The following is a 14104-nucleotide window of genomic DNA, read 5'->3' as shown; positions in this document are numbered from 1 at the left end:
GAATCGCCCGGATTACGGCATAAGCGTGGCGACCAGGGTCTCCTGGAGCCCGCCGAGCCACAGATAGGCCATCACCATCGGCTTGCGCGGGTCCTCGTCCGGGAGTCCGTACAGCAGATCGGTGTCGTCCTCGTCGGTGATCTCCAGCCGGGCGCCGATCGCGAGCCGCAGGTCGTTGAGGGCGCCGAGCCACTGCCGGGACTCCTCCGGCGTCAGCTTCAGCACCGCACCGCCCTCGTCCACCGGGGCGAGCGCGTCCAGGGCGCGGATCACCGCGAGCGCGTTCTCGCGCTTGCCCGCGCGAAGGTCGTTCTCGGTGTAGCGGCGGAACTCGGCGGAGTGGGACCGGCGCTCCTCGGCCTCGGCGGGCGAGCCGGGGGCCTCCTCGGGGTCGCTGTACGCGTCGGGGAAGAGCCTCCTGAGCACCGGATCGGCGGGCGGCTCGCTCGGCCCTTCGGCGAACAGCTCGGCGAGCGGGTCCTTCGGGGCGTCCGCGCCGGGGCCGGGGCCGATGAGCTCCAGGAGCTGGACGGCCAGCGACCGGATGATGGAGATCTCGACGTCGTCGAGCGCGACGGCCGCGCCGCCGCCGGGAAGCGGTTCGAAATGTCCGGGCATGTAAGTGGATTCGCTACTTCCGGTCCTGCTGCAGGGTGGCCCACAGACCGTAACCGTGCATCGCCTGCACGTCGCGCTCCATCTCCTCGCGGCTCCCGCTGGAGACGACCGCCCGGCCCTTGTGGTGGACGTCGAGCATGAGCTTGGTCGCCTTGTCCTTGGTGTACCCGAAGTACGTCTGGAAGACGTAGGTCACATAGCTCATGAGGTTGACCGGGTCGTTGTGCACGATGGTGACCCAGGGGACGTCGGGCTCGGGTACAGCGAAGACCTCCTCCGCCGACTCGGTGCGTTCGATCTCTACGGGCGCGGGTGACGTCACAGTGCCCATGCTGCCACGGGCTCCAGAAATCGTCACACTGACGAAATAGGAGTACGATCCATGGTCATGAACACAGCGGACCTTGGGCTGCCGGTGGATGTTCCGTCGACGGCGCTCTTCACTGACCAGTACGAGCTGACGATGCTGCGGGCCGCCCTGAGGGCCGGTACGGCCGAACGGCGGAGCGTCTTCGAGGTCTTCACCCGGCGGCTGCCGGACGGGCGCCGCTACGGCGTGGTGGCGGGCACGGGACGCGTCCTGGACGCGGTGGAGAACTTCCGCTTCGACGCGGGCGTCCTCGGCTTCCTGGGCGAACGGAAGATCGTGGACGAGGACACCCTGAAGTGGCTGGCCGACTACCGCTTCAGCGGGGACATCTGGGGCTACCCCGAGGGCGAGGTCTACTTCCCCGGCTCGCCGGTCATGCGCGTCGAGGGCACCTTCGCCGAGTGCGTGCTGCTGGAGACGGTCATCCTCTCCATCCTCAACCACGACTCCGCGATAGCCGCCGCCGCCTCCCGCATGGCCTCCGCCGCCGGGGAGCGCCCGCTGATCGAGATGGGCGCGCGCCGTACCCACGAGCTGGCGGCCGTCGCCGCGGCCCGGGCGGCCTACGTCGGCGGCTTCGCGACCACCTCCGACCTGGCGGCCGGCTTCCGCTACGGCATCCCGACCGTCGGCACCTCCGCCCACGCCTTCACCCTTCTCCACGACCGGGAGCGGGACGCCTTCCAGGCCCAGGTCGACACCCTGGGCCGGGGCACCACCCTGCTCGTGGACACCTACGACGTCGCCGAGGCCGTGCGTACGGCGGTGGAGGTGGCCGGGCCCGAGCTGGGCGCGGTCCGCATCGACTCCGGCGACCTGCTGCTCGTGGCGCACCGGGTGCGGCAGCAGCTGGACGAGCTGGGCGCGACGGACACGAAGATCATCGTGACCTCGGACCTGGACGAGTACGCCATCGCCTCGCTGGCCGCCGCCCCCGTGGACGCCTACGGCGTCGGCACCCAGCTGGTCACCGGCTCCGGGCACCCGACCTCCTCCATGGTGTACAAACTGGTCGCCCGCGCCGAGTCGAGCGACCCGAAGGCCCCGCTGGTGCCGGTCGCGAAGAAGTCCAGCGGCGGCAAGACGTCCGTCGGGGGCCGCAAGTGGGCGGCGCGCCGGCTGGACGAGGACGGGGTGGCGGAGGCCGAGGTCGTGGGCACCGGTCCGGTGCCGGCGGACCTCGCCGACCGTCAGCTGCTGACACAGCTGATCAAGGGCGGGGACGTGATCGCCCGCGAACCCCTGGACGTGCCCCGGGACCGTCACATCGCCGCCCGGGCGAATCTCCCGCTCTCCGCAACCCAGCTGTCCCGAGGGGAACCCGTCATTCCGACGGAGTACGTCCAGGGACGCTCGGGTAGCTAAAGCGGGACCGTCGTCCGCCCCGCTCGAATGCCCTCTCCCGCACGGGCCCCGAAGTCTCTAGGCTCAGTTACTTCACTCTCAGTCGAAGGACACCCACCATGCGCCGCGCATTGATCGTCGTAGATGTGCAGAACGACTTCTGCGAGGGGGGCAGCCTCGCGGTGGCCGGGGGTGCGGACGTGGCCGCCGCCATCACGGAACTGATCGGCCAGGCGGCCGGCACCGGCTACCGGCACGTGGTGGCCACCCGCGACCACCACATCGCGCCCGGCGGCCACTTCGCCGACAACCCCGACTTCGTCCAGTCCTGGCCCGCGCACTGTGTCGCGGGCACGGAGGGCGTCGGCTTCCACCCGAACTTCGCTCCCGCCGTCGCCTCGGGCGCGGTCGACGCGGTCTTCGACAAGGGCGCCTACTCGGCGGCCTACAGCGGCTTCGAGGGCACCGACGAGAACGGCGTCCCGCTCGCCGACTGGCTCCGCGCCCGCCACATCGACGAGGTCGACGTGGTCGGCATAGCCACGGACCACTGCGTGCGGGCCACCGCCCTGGACGCGGCCCGCGAGGGCTTCCGCACCCAGGTCCTGCTGGACCTGACGGCGGGGGTGGCCCCGGAGACGACGGAGAGGGCACTGGAGGAGCTGCGGGAGGCAGGGGTGGAACTCACCGGCAAGCCGGTGAGCGGTTAGGGCAGCGCCCCGAAGGGCGCGGGGAACCGCGCGGGCAATCACCACGGACCCGCGGTCGCACCACGCGCCGAACGGTCACTGCACCACCGCCGACCGGCGCAGGAGCGCCCGGATCGGATGCCACAGCTCGTTCACCATGACACCGTTGTCCGCCGGTGCCGTGCGCCATATCAGGCCGTCCGGGTGGTGCAGGACTGCCGTGATCTCGTCCGGGGTCGGAGGCGCGGCGTTCCCCCGGAGATAGATCGCGCGCAGGCCCAGGTTGCGGAGCCTGGTCAGGGCCCTGGCCCGGTTCTGGGCGTGCACCAGGACCCGCACCCCGGCAGTGCCGTAGGGCAGGTTCAGTGCCACCACGACCGTGCCGTTCGGCAGTTTGCAGAAGCCTCCAGCGGCCATGCGGTCACATCCCCGTTTCGGTCGGTGTCAATAAGCGGTCCACAGGACGCACCTAAACACGATCGGCGGCAACCCGCCAAGGGGTTGCCGCCGATACCTGTCTGACCTGCAAGAACGCGGACTACTTCACCGCGGGACCCACCTTGAGGAAGATCGTCGAGCCGTCCTTGGCCTCCTTGACGATCGTGATCTTGGTGTTGGTGTCAGTGACCTTCACGCCCCCGGTCGGGTTCGTGGGGTCGTAGTACGTGCTGGTGTGGTCGTTGAAGACCGGAACACCCTTCGACGCCTTGATCACCGTCGCGACGTCCGCCTTGTGCAGCGTGATGCCGTCGGTGCCGTACAGGCTGAACGGGGAGTCGTAGGCCTGCATGCGGTTGCGCATCAGCGTGCCGTCGGCCCACTTCATCGCCGTCGGGTGCGAGTCGATCGGCAGGATCAGACCGGTGCCCGGGTGGTCCTTGGCGTTGGTGTTGTTGTCCGCCTGCGAGGTGTCCCACTTCCAGATCAACAGGCCGTTCTGGTACGGGTAGTGCTCCACCCAGCCGGGGCGCTTGGCCGAACCGAAGTTGTACGGGCCGACCTTGAGGGTCTTGTCGTACGAGACGTACTGCCGGTTCTCGGCGATGTAGTACTGCTTGTAGTCCTTGGTGAAGGACGCGCCGATGCGGGAGAAGCCGTTCGACGTCCAAGCGGCGTCCTGCGTCTCGGCGTTGTCCGAGAAGAGCGCCGTGCCGTCGGCGGTCACGCTGATCAGGTCGGCCGCGAAGCCGTTCTCCGCGACACCGCCGTCGGTGGCGTAGCGGAAGCGCAGGTCGATCTTCTTGCCCGCGTAGGCGTCGAGCGGGAACGACAGCTTCTTGTGCGTCTGCGAGAAGCCGGTCAGCGCCGGCTTGCCTCCGGCGTCACGCGGAATGGCCTGGCCGTCCGCCGTGCCGTCCAGGGCGGTCCAGTTGGCGCCGCCGTCGGTCGACACCTCGGTGTAGACGTAGTCGAAGCCGTCCTCGGTGGCCCACCAGCCGTCCAGGTCCAGCTTCGCCGACGACTTGCCGGTGAGGTCCACGGACCGGGTCAGCGTGTTGTTCAGGTCGTTGCCGCTGCCGCTCCACCACTGGTTCTTGCCCTCGGCGGGCTCGGTGATCGTGGTGGTGACCGCCTTGTCGGGCAGGTTGACCACGAGGGCCTGCTTGTTCCAGGTGTTGTACTCGGCGACGCCCAGCTTGTGGGTGGACTGCGTGCCGGCCTTGGCGGTGTCGTAGTTCAGCCAGCCCAGCTGCAGCTTGTCCCAGGCGTTCATGTCGCCCGGCAGGTTGCCGATGGACTCCTTGCCGGTGCCGAGCCAGGAGCCGGAGGACATCAGGGTCCAGAAGCCGGTGGAGTTGTCGCCGCCGTCGGTGTCGTACTCGTCCGGCAGGCCGAGGTCGTGGCCGTACTCGTGGGCGAAGACGCCGAGGCCGCCGTTCTCCGGCTGGATGGTGTAGTCGCCGACCCAGACACCGGTGGTGCCGACCTGCGCGCCGCCGAGCTTGTTGTACTCGGGGCCGGTGGCGCCCTTGTCGGTGCCGAAGGCGTACCAGCGGTGGGCCCAGATCGCGTCCTTGCCCTGGGCGCCGCCGCCCGCGGACTCGTCCTCACCGGCGTGCACGATCTGGAAGTGGTCGACGTAACCGTCGGGCTCGTTGAAGTTGCCGTCGTGGTCGTAGTCGTAGCGGTCCCACTGGTCGTACTGGGCGAGGTCCTTCTTGATGTCGGCGTCGGACTTGCCGGCCGCCTTCTGCTGGGCCACCCAGGCGTTCAGGCCGTCGCTGACGACGTTCCACACACTCGGGCAGTTGGTCTGGCCGCAGGCGTTGTTGCCGTAGCGGGCCTCGTTGTAGGGGACCTTGACCCAGTCCGAGACCTCGCCGTTGACCGAGTAGCGGCCCGAGGACTGCTTCTCGTAGTACTTCTTCAGCGACTCGGTCTTCTTGCCGGTGCCGAAGTAGAGGTCCTGGTAGTGCTTGCGGTTGTAGTCCTTCTGCCAGGCCGTCGAGTTGTCCTGCTTGCGGTCCGGCGCGGCGATGGTGTTGTGCAGCGGGCCGGGCGTGCCGCCGAACTTGGGGTCGGTCCTGTCCCCGAACTCCACCAGGATCGTGAAGATCTTGTCGGTCTTCTCGCGGCTGAGCTCGACGTACTTGCTCTTGCCCTTGCGGCCCTTGAGCGCCACGACCTTGGAGCCGTTGCGCTCCTGCGCCTTGGCCTTGCCCGATACGAGCTGGTTCAGCGCCTCCTGGCGCTGGGCCCTCTGGGTCTTGCTCAGCGGACCGTCCAGGTCGTGCGCCCGCTGCTGCACCGGGGCCGGGTCGTGCCGGTTGGCGGCAGCGGACCGGGGCTGGGTGCCCGCCTCCGCGACGGCGAAGGTGGCGAACGTGGCGGAGGCCGCCGCGAGCGTCACCCCGATCGCGGCAGCTCTGAACGTCCAGGATCTGCTGGTCACTTGAGTTCCTCCCCCGCGCCGCGCACACGGACAGGGGGTTCCGGGTCATGGAGGAATCCGTGCGCGCAAGATCAACGCGTGTAATCAAGTGCCGTAATTTGACTAGAGGTTTAGAAGAAAAGACAGTCCTTGACTTGTGCAGGCCAAGTGCACTATGCGGATGCGGTGTCCGCTTTACGAACCTGCTGGCGGCCTATGCCTCCACCCCATGACTCCGTGCGCCCCCCATGCACCCCGTACCGTGGGTTAGGTCACGCTTACCAGGCGCTCCGTTCGGGCATGCACGCGAAGAGAGTCGAACGGCACGTCTCAGCCCCCGAAGTCTTCCTAGGACACGATTGCCATGCCTCGTCCGACTGCCGCACAGCTCGTTTACGGTTCCTGCACCGTGGTCTTCTCGACGCTCGCCATGCTGCTGCTGTCCCAGACGGGTTCGGGCCTCGGGATCACCGTCATCGCCCTCGCGGCGCTGGCCCTCGGGCTGCTCGTGGCGATGACGGTGCCGCTGCCGACCGTCCGCACGACCGAGGCGGCGGCCGGATCCGCCGAGCCCGCACCCCAGGAGCAGCCGGTGTCCACAGCCCTGTGAACGGCGGCGCACACGACAGCGGCGGACCCGTGTTCCCCACGGGCCCGCCGCTCTCGTATGGCCGCCCATAACATCTCCGGCCACCCCGGCACGTCGCTCAACGGGTGCTGACCACCACCGTCTTGGCCGCCTTGTCGTGCAGGCCTTGTTTGTACGGTTTGTCGAAGAAGCTCCAGCCGCCGGAGATCGCCGTCCAGATGCAGGCGCAGCAGAAGGCGAACGGCAGCCACAGCACCAGGGCGCGGATCAGGTTGGTCTGCACCGAGGGGGTGGCGCCGTCGTCCAGGTTCGCCACCCGCATGCCCAGCCACTGTTTGCCGAGGGTCTGGCCGTACTTGGCCGTCATGAAGGTGTCGTAGGCGATGTACAGGACGGCCGCGATGACCGACTGTGCCACCGACCGGCCGACCTCGACCTGGTCACCGTTGATCTCGTACTCGCGCACACCGAACGCCCAGGTGAGCAGCCAGACGACGATGCCGACGAGGACCATGTCGATGATCCGCGCGAGCGTCCGCCTGCCGCTGTCGGCGAGCGGGGGCATACCGGCCAGCGGGTCGGCGGGGTAACCGCCGGCGCCGGCGCCATGGGGGTCGTAGGGGCCGGCACCGTAGGGAGGGGGCCGGCTGCCCCCGTACGGAGGCGGCGGCTGGTCGCCGTACGGGGGTGGCTGGCCGCCGCCCGGGGGCTGCCCGCCACCGCCCGGTGGCGGGGGCGGCTGGGCACCGCCGTACGGGGCGTCGTACGGCGAGCCCGGCCCCTGCCCCTGGTCCGACGGGGGCCGCTTCCTGAACGGGTCGTCCTCGGGTGGCTGCTCTCCGGATCCGGGGGGTGGTGCGCTGCTCATGGCCCGAGTGGACCGCGAAAGCGGCGGTTCCGCATCCGGTGGGCGGCCGTACGGGGGAGCGGGCAGCGGCTGCCGGCGCCGTTCGGTCAGCCGGCGACGAAGGTGTGGGCCGCCTTGTCGTGCCAGCACTGGTGCCAGGGCCGGTCGAACAGGCACCACAGCACGCCCACGATCCCGATGCCGAGCAGCCCGGGCACGCTGTAGACCAGCCAGCGGCGCAGGGCCGGGCCGAAGGCCGGGGGCTCGTGCGCCTCGATGTCCCGCACCTCGATGCCCAGCAGCTTCTTGCCGAGGGTGCGGCCCCACTTGGCGGTCGGCAGCACCTCGTACACCACACCGGAGAGCAGCAGGACGGCGAGGACGATGCCGAGGCTGGTGGCGGTCGTGCCGTCGAGCAGCCAGACGGTGACCTCGCGGCCGGACAGCTTGGCCGCGTCGATCTTCTCCTGGACGTGGTCGGCGGCCCGGATGCCGAGCGGCACGGCAGCGGCGGCCGTCACCGCGCCCAGCACCAGACTGTCGATCAGGCGGGCGGCGAACCGCTTGCCCAGTCCCGCGGGGCGGGCGGCGGCCTGGCGGCGCGCGGCCGCCTGGAAGGGGTCCTCCACCGGCGGCTTCCACGGCGCCACCGGCTGCTCGTCACCGCCACCGGCCAGCTGGTGCACCTGCTGCGCCCAGGACGCCTGACCGCCACCGGGCCCGCTGGTCAGCGGGGTGGCCGGGGCAGCGCCCTGCGCCGGCACCGACGGCGCCACGGAGGAGGGCGCGGGCTGGGCGGACTGCGCGGCGGCGGCGCGCGCGGCGGCGGCCTTGCCGGCCCCGAAGCCGGGGCCTGCGGCCGGGCCGGACGCGGCGGACGGCGGGGCGGGCGCGCCGACGGGACCCTGAGGGCCGAAGCCGCCCGAAGCCCCGGCCGCACCGGGTCCGGCCGGAACGGCACCCGGTGCCGCGCCCGAGCCCGAGACCTGCCCGCCGAAGCCGGAACCAGGCCCGGCCTCGGCACCGGAGGCGGGGGCCGCGGCGGAGGTACCGAAGCCCGCGCCCTGCGCGGGAACGTGCGGGCCGAAGCCACCGGGCGCTGCGGACGCACCGGCGGCACCCGCGTCGGTACCGGACCCGCCGGCGGCTGCCGCTGCCGAGCCGGACCCGGGCGCGCCGGGGCCCTGGGCCGCGCCGTGCGGTCCGAAGCCGGAGCCCGCGCCGGCTTCCGTGCCCGGGGCCTGCGGGCCGGACCCGGGCTGCGCGCCCCGCCGGCCCTGGCCGGGTACGGGGCGGAACGTCATCGTGCCGTCGTCCTTGACGGCCGCGGGACCCGGGACCGGCCGCCGGAAGATGAAGGTGCCGCCGGGGTCCTGGTCCTCGCCCTCCCCCGGCGTGACCGAGGCCGTCCCGCCGGTGCGGCCGGCCGGCCGGGCCGGACCCTCCGCGGGCACCCGCGGGTCGGCACCCCAGGCGGCCCGCCCGTCACCGTCCCCCGCCCGGCCGCCCACGCCGTAGCCGCCCGCGGCTTCCCCCGCCGGGCCCTGGTCGCCGTACCCGGCAGGGCCCGTGGTGCCGGGGCCGTCGGCGCCCCAGGCACCGGCCCCGCTCCGGCCGTCGGCCGCCCACCCACCGGCCCCCTCCTGCCCGGAGGCGGCCGGCTCGGGGTCCTCGTCGAAGAAGTGCGGGCCCGTTTCCTCCACCGCCGCGGGGGCGGCGCGGACGCCGGGCGGCGGGACGAGCGGTTCGCCGTCCTTCGGCGCCGGCCGGCTGGTGCCGGGCACCCAGGAGGCGCCGTTCCAGTACCGGACGTATCCGGGGATGGACGGATCCGGGTAGTAGCCCTCGCGGGGCCTGTCGTCACCTGGGGCCGGGGTTGGGGCGCTCATGTCCGTCGTCCCGTATCTGCTCGGGGGTGGGATGGGGGCCTCCACATCTATCAGACCGGGGCAGCCCGCAGCGCCAGTCCCGCCGGACCCACCCCTTTCCGGGCAACGCCGCACCGGACTCCCACAGGTCCGCGAAAAAATTTTCCCCCTACCCGCGTAATGGCCCGGCCCCACTCCTCTCTCCCCTGGTACGGGCCCGTTCCGAGCGGTCCCGAAAAGCGCAGACGAGGAAAGGAACGCAGGTCATGGGGCACATCGTGGTGGAGCGGGAGCTGGAGCTGAGGCTGATCCTGTCGCCGGAGCGCAGCATCCCGGTGCCGGCCCGGCTGGGCTACCGCTCCGCGGATCCGTACGCCGTCCACATCGCCTTCCACATCAACTCCGACTCCCCCGTCAGCTGGACGTTCGCCCGCGATCTCCTGGTGGAGGGGGTGTTCCGGCCGTGCGGGCAGGGCGACGTACGGGTGTGGCCGACGAAGGCCGACGGACGCAGGGTCGTCCTGATGGCGCTCAGCTCGCCGGACGGGGAGGCGCTGCTGGAGGCGCCCGTCCCGCAGGTGTCGGCCTGGCTGGAGCGGACGCTGCGGGCGGTACCGCCGGGGACGGAGGGCGGACAGCTGGGCATCGACGACGCGCTCGACCAGCTGCTCGCCCAGTGAGGCACGGTCAGAAGACCTTGCCCGGATTGAGGATGCCCAGCGGGTCGAAGGCCTGCTTCACGGCCCGCTGCATCTCGACCCCGACCGGGCCGATCTCCCGGGCCAGCCACTCCTTCTTCAGCACGCCGACGCCGTGTTCGCCGGTGATGGTGCCGCCCAGCTCCAGGCCGAGGGCCATGATCTCGTCGAAGGACTCGCGGGCCCGCCGGGACTCGTCGGCGTCCTGGGCGTCGAAGCAGACGGTGGGATGGGTGTTGCCGTCGCCGGCGTGCGCGCAGACGCCGATGGTCAGGTCGTACTTGGCGGCGATCCGCTCGACGCCCTCCAGCATCGCGCCGAGCTGCGAGCGGGGCACGCACACGTCGTCGATCATCGTCGTGCCCTTGACCGCCTCCAGCGCGGTCAGCGAGAGCCGCCGCGCCTGCAGCAGCAGCTCGGACTCGGCCGCGTCCTCGGCGGGCACCACCTGGGTCGCTCCCGCGGCCTCGCACAGCGCACCGAGGGCGGCCAGGTCGGCGGCGGGGTGCGGGGTGTCGAAGGCGGCCAGCAGCAGCGCCTCGGTGGTCTCGGGGAGGCCCATGTGGGCGAGGTCGTTGACGGCCTTGACGGTCGTACGGTCCATCAGTTCGAGGAGGGAGGGCACGTGACCGCCCTCCATGATCCGGCAGACGGCACCGCAGGCGGCGGCCGCCGAGGGGAACTCGGCGGCCAGCACCAGCTGCTGCGGCGGCTTGGGCCGCAGGGCGAGGACGGCGCGGACGACGATGCCGAGCGAGCCCTCGGAGCCGACGAAGAGACGGGTCAGGTCGTAGCCCGCCACCCCCTTCGCCGTACGGCGGCCGGTGGACATCAGGCGGCCGTCGGCGAGGACGACGTCCAGACCGAGGACGTACTCGGCGGTCACGCCGTACTTGACGCAGCACAGGCCGCCCGAGCCCGTGCCGATGTTGCCGCCGATGGTGCACATCTCCCAGCTGGAGGGGTCCGGCGGGTAGTACAGGCCGAGTTCCTCGACGGCGCGGGACAGGGTCGCGTTGATCACGCCCGGTTCGACGACGGCGATCCGGTCGACGGGGCTGATCTCCAGGATGCGGTCCATCCGGGTGAGGGACAGCACGATGCAGCCGTCGGTGGCGTTGGCGGCGCCGGACAGGCCGGAGCGGGCGCCCTGCGGTACGACGGGGACGCGCAGCTCGGTGGCGGTGCGCATGACGTGCTGGACCTGTTCGACGGTGCGCGGCAGAACGACGACGGCCGGGGCGCCGGCCGGGCAGAAGCTCGCCATGTCGTTGGCGTAGGAGGCGGTGACGTCGGGGTCGGTCAGGACGGCCTCGACGGGCAGGCCGGCCAGGAGCCGGTCGGTGAGGTCGCTGCTGCCCGCAGCGTTGCCGGTGTCCGCAGCGTCTTCGGAGCGGGGCGCTTCGATACGGCTCATGATCAAAGGGTCGCACTCACGGCCATCGGTGTGAACCCCGGACGCCCTCCGGTTGGTCCACTCGGATGTGATCGTCGTATTGACGCACAGTGAGCGCCATGGACAACCGAGTGTGCGTACCGGGTACGTCCCTGCCGGTCGAGCCGCCGCCGCGCCGCTCCCGGCGCTGGCCGCGCCGGGTGCTGGCCACCGCGCTGGCGGGCGGGGTCGCCGCAGGCGCCGTGCTGACGCTGCTCACCGAGGAGCAGCCGCACGGGGCGGGCCGGCCGCCCGCCGCCGGACCGCCGGCCCAGGCGCAGGCGCAGGCGGCGCAGGCACTGAAGGCGGTGACGTGGGGCCTGCCGGCCGCGCTGCCGCAGCTGGGGGCGCTCATCGGGCAGCAGGAGCAGCGGGTGCGGGCGCAGCCCAAGGACGCACGGGCGTGGGCCGTGCTGGGGGCCGCGTACGTGGCGCGGGCCCGCCGGACGGCCGACCCGGCGGACTACCCGCGGGCGGAGCAGGCGCTGCAGACGTCCCTGCGGGTGCGGGCGGCGCAGAACACCGAGGCGCTGGACGGGCTGGCGGCGCTGGCCCTGGCGCGCCGGGACTTCCCGGCGGCGAAACGGTACGGCGAGCAGGCGCTGAAGGCGGCGCCGAAGCGGTGGACGGCGTATCCGCCGCTGATCGACGCCTACACCGGGCTCGGCGACTACAAGAACGCCCGCGCGACGCTGGACAAGCTGCTGGGGCTGCGCACCGGCGCGGCGGCCCGGCCGGCGGTGATGGCGCGGGCGTCGGCGGTGTACCGGGACCGGGGCTGGCGCGAGGACGCGGTGGCCCAGCTGACCGACGCCGCGTCCGCCGCCGGCACCCCGGCCGAGCAGGCCGCCTATCTGACCGGGCTCGGGCAGCTGGCCTGGGAGCGCGGGGACCTGCAGGACGCGCTGCGGCACTTCGAGGCGGCCGCGCGCCTCGATCCCGACCAGGGGGCGGCGCTGACCGGGCGGGGCCGGGTGCTGGCGGCGCTGGGCCGCACCACGGAGGCGTACGCGGCGTACCGGGCGGCGCTCGCCGGGCATCCGAGTCCGCAGGACGCCTGTGAGCTGGGCGAGCTGTACGAGGCGCACGGTATGGCGGCGCAGGCCCGGGAGCAGTACGACCGGGTGAAGGAGCTGGTACGGCGCCGGATGGCGGCCGGGGTCGACGAGGAGCTGCTGATCGGGCAGTTCGAGGCGGACCACGGGGATCCGGAGGAGGCCGTGGAGCGGTTGCAGGCGGAGTGGGAGCGCCAGCCGGGGATCGAGGTGGCCGACGCGCTCGGCTGGGCGCTGCACCGGGTCGGCGACGACGAGGAGGCGCTGACCTACGCCACCACCGCGACGGACACGACGAAGGGCGGCGGGGTGCGCAGCGCGCTGTACGCCTTCCACCGGGGTCTGATCGAGCTGGAGCTGGACGAGCAGGCTTCCGCGCGCCGGCACCTGCAGCAGGCGCTGCGGTTCAACCCGTACTTCTCACCGCTGCAGGTTCCGGTGGCCGAGGAGGCGCTGCGGGCGCTGGGCGACGTACCGGACGAGCCGGCGCCCAGCGCCTAGCACCGCCGTTACAGGTTGCCCCGCTTGGCCTGCTCGCGTTCGATCGCCTCGAACAGGGCCTTGAAGTTGCCCTTGCCGAAGCCCATCGAGCCGTGCCGTTCGATGATCTCGAAGAAGACGGTCGGCCGGTCCTGGACCGGCTTGGTGAAGATCTGCAGCAGGTACCCGTCCTCGTCGCGGTCGGCGAGGATCTTCAGCTCGCGCAGGGTCTCGATCGGCACCCGGGTGTCGCCGACCCACTCGCCGAGGGTGTCGTAGTAGGAGTCGGGGGTGTCGAGGAACTCGACGCCGGCCGCGCGCATGGTGCGGACCGTCTGCACGATGTCGTTGGTGTTCAGCGCGATGTGCTGGACGCCGGCGCCGCCGTAGAACTCCAGGTACTCGTCGATCTGGGACTTCTTCTTGGCGATGGCGGGCTCGTTGATCGGGAACTTGACCTTGAGGGTGCCGTCCGCGACGACCTTCGACATCAGCGCGCTGTACTCGGTGGCGATGTCGTCGCCCACGAACTCCTTCATGTTCGTGAAGCCCATGACCTTGTTGTAGAACCCGACCCACTCGTTCATCCGGCCGAGTTCGACGTTGCCGACGCAGTGGTCGATGGCCTGGAAGGTGCGCTGGGCGGGCGGTTCGACCATCGGCTTGGCGGCGACGTAACCGGGCAGGTAGGGGCCGTCGTAGCCGCTGCGGTCGACCAGGGTGTGGCGGGTCTCGCCGTAGGTGGCGATGGCGGCGAGGACGACGGTGCCGTGCTCGTCCTTCACCTCGTACGGCTCGGCGACGCTCGTCGCGCCGTGCTCGATCGCGTAGGCGTACGCGGCGCGGGCGTCCGGGACCTCGATGGCCAGGTCGACGACGCCGTCGCCGTGCTCGGCCACGTGCCGGGCGAGGAAGCGCCCCCAGTCGGTATCCGGCTTGATCACGGAGGTCAGCACGAAGCGGGCGGAGCCGTTCTCCAGGACGTAACTGGCGGTCTCGCGGCTGCCGTTCTCTGGTCCGGAGTACGCGACCAGCTTCATGCCGAAGGCGGTGGAGTAGTAGTGCGCCGCCTGCTTGGCGTTGCCCACGGCGAAGACGACCGCGTCCATTCCCTTGACCGGGAAGGGGTCGGCCTGCCGTGCGGTGTCGGGAGCGGGGTGTGTGTTCGCAGAAATCGCAGCCATGCGGGAAGGGTGGCCCCGCTCTGCAAGGTGCGCAATAGTTGGCGTATTCGCTGGG

Annotated in this window: 13 protein-coding genes; 5 read left to right on the top strand and 8 right to left on the bottom strand. The window is 71.6% G+C overall.

Annotation, left to right across the window (positions count from 1 at the left end):
• Nucleotides 1–12: 12 nt before the first annotated feature.
• The gene (locus ACIGXP_RS15655) at nt 13–618 is read right to left on the bottom strand and encodes a DUF2017 domain-containing protein (protein ID WP_399768589.1); all 606 of its coding nucleotides are present in this window, start codon (nt 616–618) and stop codon (nt 13–15) included.
• Nucleotides 619–631: 13 nt separating this feature from the next.
• Nucleotides 632–949 (bottom strand): ATP-dependent Clp protease adapter ClpS, encoded by a 318-nt coding sequence (gene clpS / locus ACIGXP_RS15650; RefSeq protein ID WP_069780588.1) that lies wholly within the window; start codon nt 947–949, stop codon nt 632–634.
• Nucleotides 950–1006: 57 nt separating this feature from the next.
• Between clpS and ACIGXP_RS15645 the strand changes: the two genes are divergently transcribed.
• Together ACIGXP_RS15645 and ACIGXP_RS15640 are read left to right on the top strand one after the other, a co-directional pair.
• Entirely contained in the window at nt 1007–2353 is a 1347-nt protein-coding gene (locus ACIGXP_RS15645) for a nicotinate phosphoribosyltransferase (RefSeq protein WP_399768586.1), read from the top strand.
• Between the two features lie 98 nt (nt 2354–2451).
• Entirely contained in the window at nt 2452–3042 is a 591-nt protein-coding gene (locus tag ACIGXP_RS15640; RefSeq protein ID WP_363213914.1) for a nicotinamidase, read from the top strand.
• 75 nt (nt 3043–3117) lie between these two features.
• Here ACIGXP_RS15640 and ACIGXP_RS15635 read toward each other — a convergent pair whose 3' ends face one another.
• Nucleotides 3118–3438, bottom strand: coding sequence for a hypothetical protein (locus ACIGXP_RS15635; protein WP_363213913.1), 321 nt, complete (start codon nt 3436–3438; stop codon nt 3118–3120).
• Between the two features lie 121 nt (nt 3439–3559).
• A complete protein-coding gene (locus ACIGXP_RS15630) occupies nt 3560–5914 on the bottom strand; it encodes an immune inhibitor A domain-containing protein (protein WP_399768583.1) in 2355 nt (784 codons plus the stop codon).
• Between the two features lie 343 nt (nt 5915–6257).
• On the opposite strand from ACIGXP_RS15630, the gene ACIGXP_RS15625 reads away from it, so the two are divergent.
• A complete protein-coding gene (locus ACIGXP_RS15625) occupies nt 6258–6503 on the top strand; it encodes a hypothetical protein (RefSeq protein WP_363213911.1) in 246 nt (81 codons plus the stop codon).
• A 97-nt stretch (nt 6504–6600) separates the two neighbouring features.
• Here ACIGXP_RS15625 and ACIGXP_RS15620 read toward each other — a convergent pair whose 3' ends face one another.
• On the bottom strand, nt 6601–7350 hold the full coding sequence (locus ACIGXP_RS15620; RefSeq protein ID WP_399768581.1) for an RDD family protein: 750 nt from the start codon (nt 7348–7350) through the stop codon (nt 6601–6603).
• Between the two features lie 86 nt (nt 7351–7436).
• On the bottom strand, nt 7437–9218 hold the full coding sequence (locus ACIGXP_RS15615) for an RDD family protein (RefSeq protein ID WP_399768579.1): 1782 nt from the start codon (nt 9216–9218) through the stop codon (nt 7437–7439).
• Nucleotides 9219–9463: 245 nt separating this feature from the next.
• On the opposite strand from ACIGXP_RS15615, the gene ACIGXP_RS15610 reads away from it, so the two are divergent.
• Nucleotides 9464–9877: an SsgA family sporulation/cell division regulator gene (locus tag ACIGXP_RS15610; protein ID WP_399768577.1), complete on the top strand. Its 414-nt coding sequence runs from the start codon at nt 9464–9466 to the stop codon at nt 9875–9877.
• 7 nt (nt 9878–9884) lie between these two features.
• On the opposite strand, the gene ACIGXP_RS15605 is transcribed toward ACIGXP_RS15610, so the two are convergent.
• Nucleotides 9885–11318 carry an FAD-binding oxidoreductase gene (locus ACIGXP_RS15605; protein ID WP_399768575.1) on the bottom strand — a complete coding sequence of 478 codons (1434 nt, stop codon included), beginning with the start codon at nt 11316–11318 and terminating at the stop codon, nt 9885–9887.
• 92 nt (nt 11319–11410) lie between these two features.
• Between ACIGXP_RS15605 and ACIGXP_RS15600 the strand changes: the two genes are divergently transcribed.
• Nucleotides 11411–12886: a tetratricopeptide repeat protein gene (locus ACIGXP_RS15600; protein WP_399768573.1), complete on the top strand. Its 1476-nt coding sequence runs from the start codon at nt 11411–11413 to the stop codon at nt 12884–12886.
• Nucleotides 12887–12894: 8 nt separating this feature from the next.
• Here ACIGXP_RS15600 and hppD read toward each other — a convergent pair whose 3' ends face one another.
• Nucleotides 12895–14049 carry a 4-hydroxyphenylpyruvate dioxygenase gene (hppD, locus tag ACIGXP_RS15595; protein WP_363213905.1) on the bottom strand — a complete coding sequence of 385 codons (1155 nt, stop codon included), beginning with the start codon at nt 14047–14049 and terminating at the stop codon, nt 12895–12897.
• Nucleotides 14050–14104: the final 55 nt, after the last annotated feature.

It is taken from the genome of Streptomyces sp. NPDC053069, assembly GCF_044546895.1.
Taxonomy (GTDB): domain Bacteria; phylum Actinomycetota; class Actinomycetes; order Streptomycetales; family Streptomycetaceae; genus Streptomyces.
Note: the sequence above shows the minus strand (reverse complement) of the source record. Positions and strands in the feature narration are given on the sequence as shown.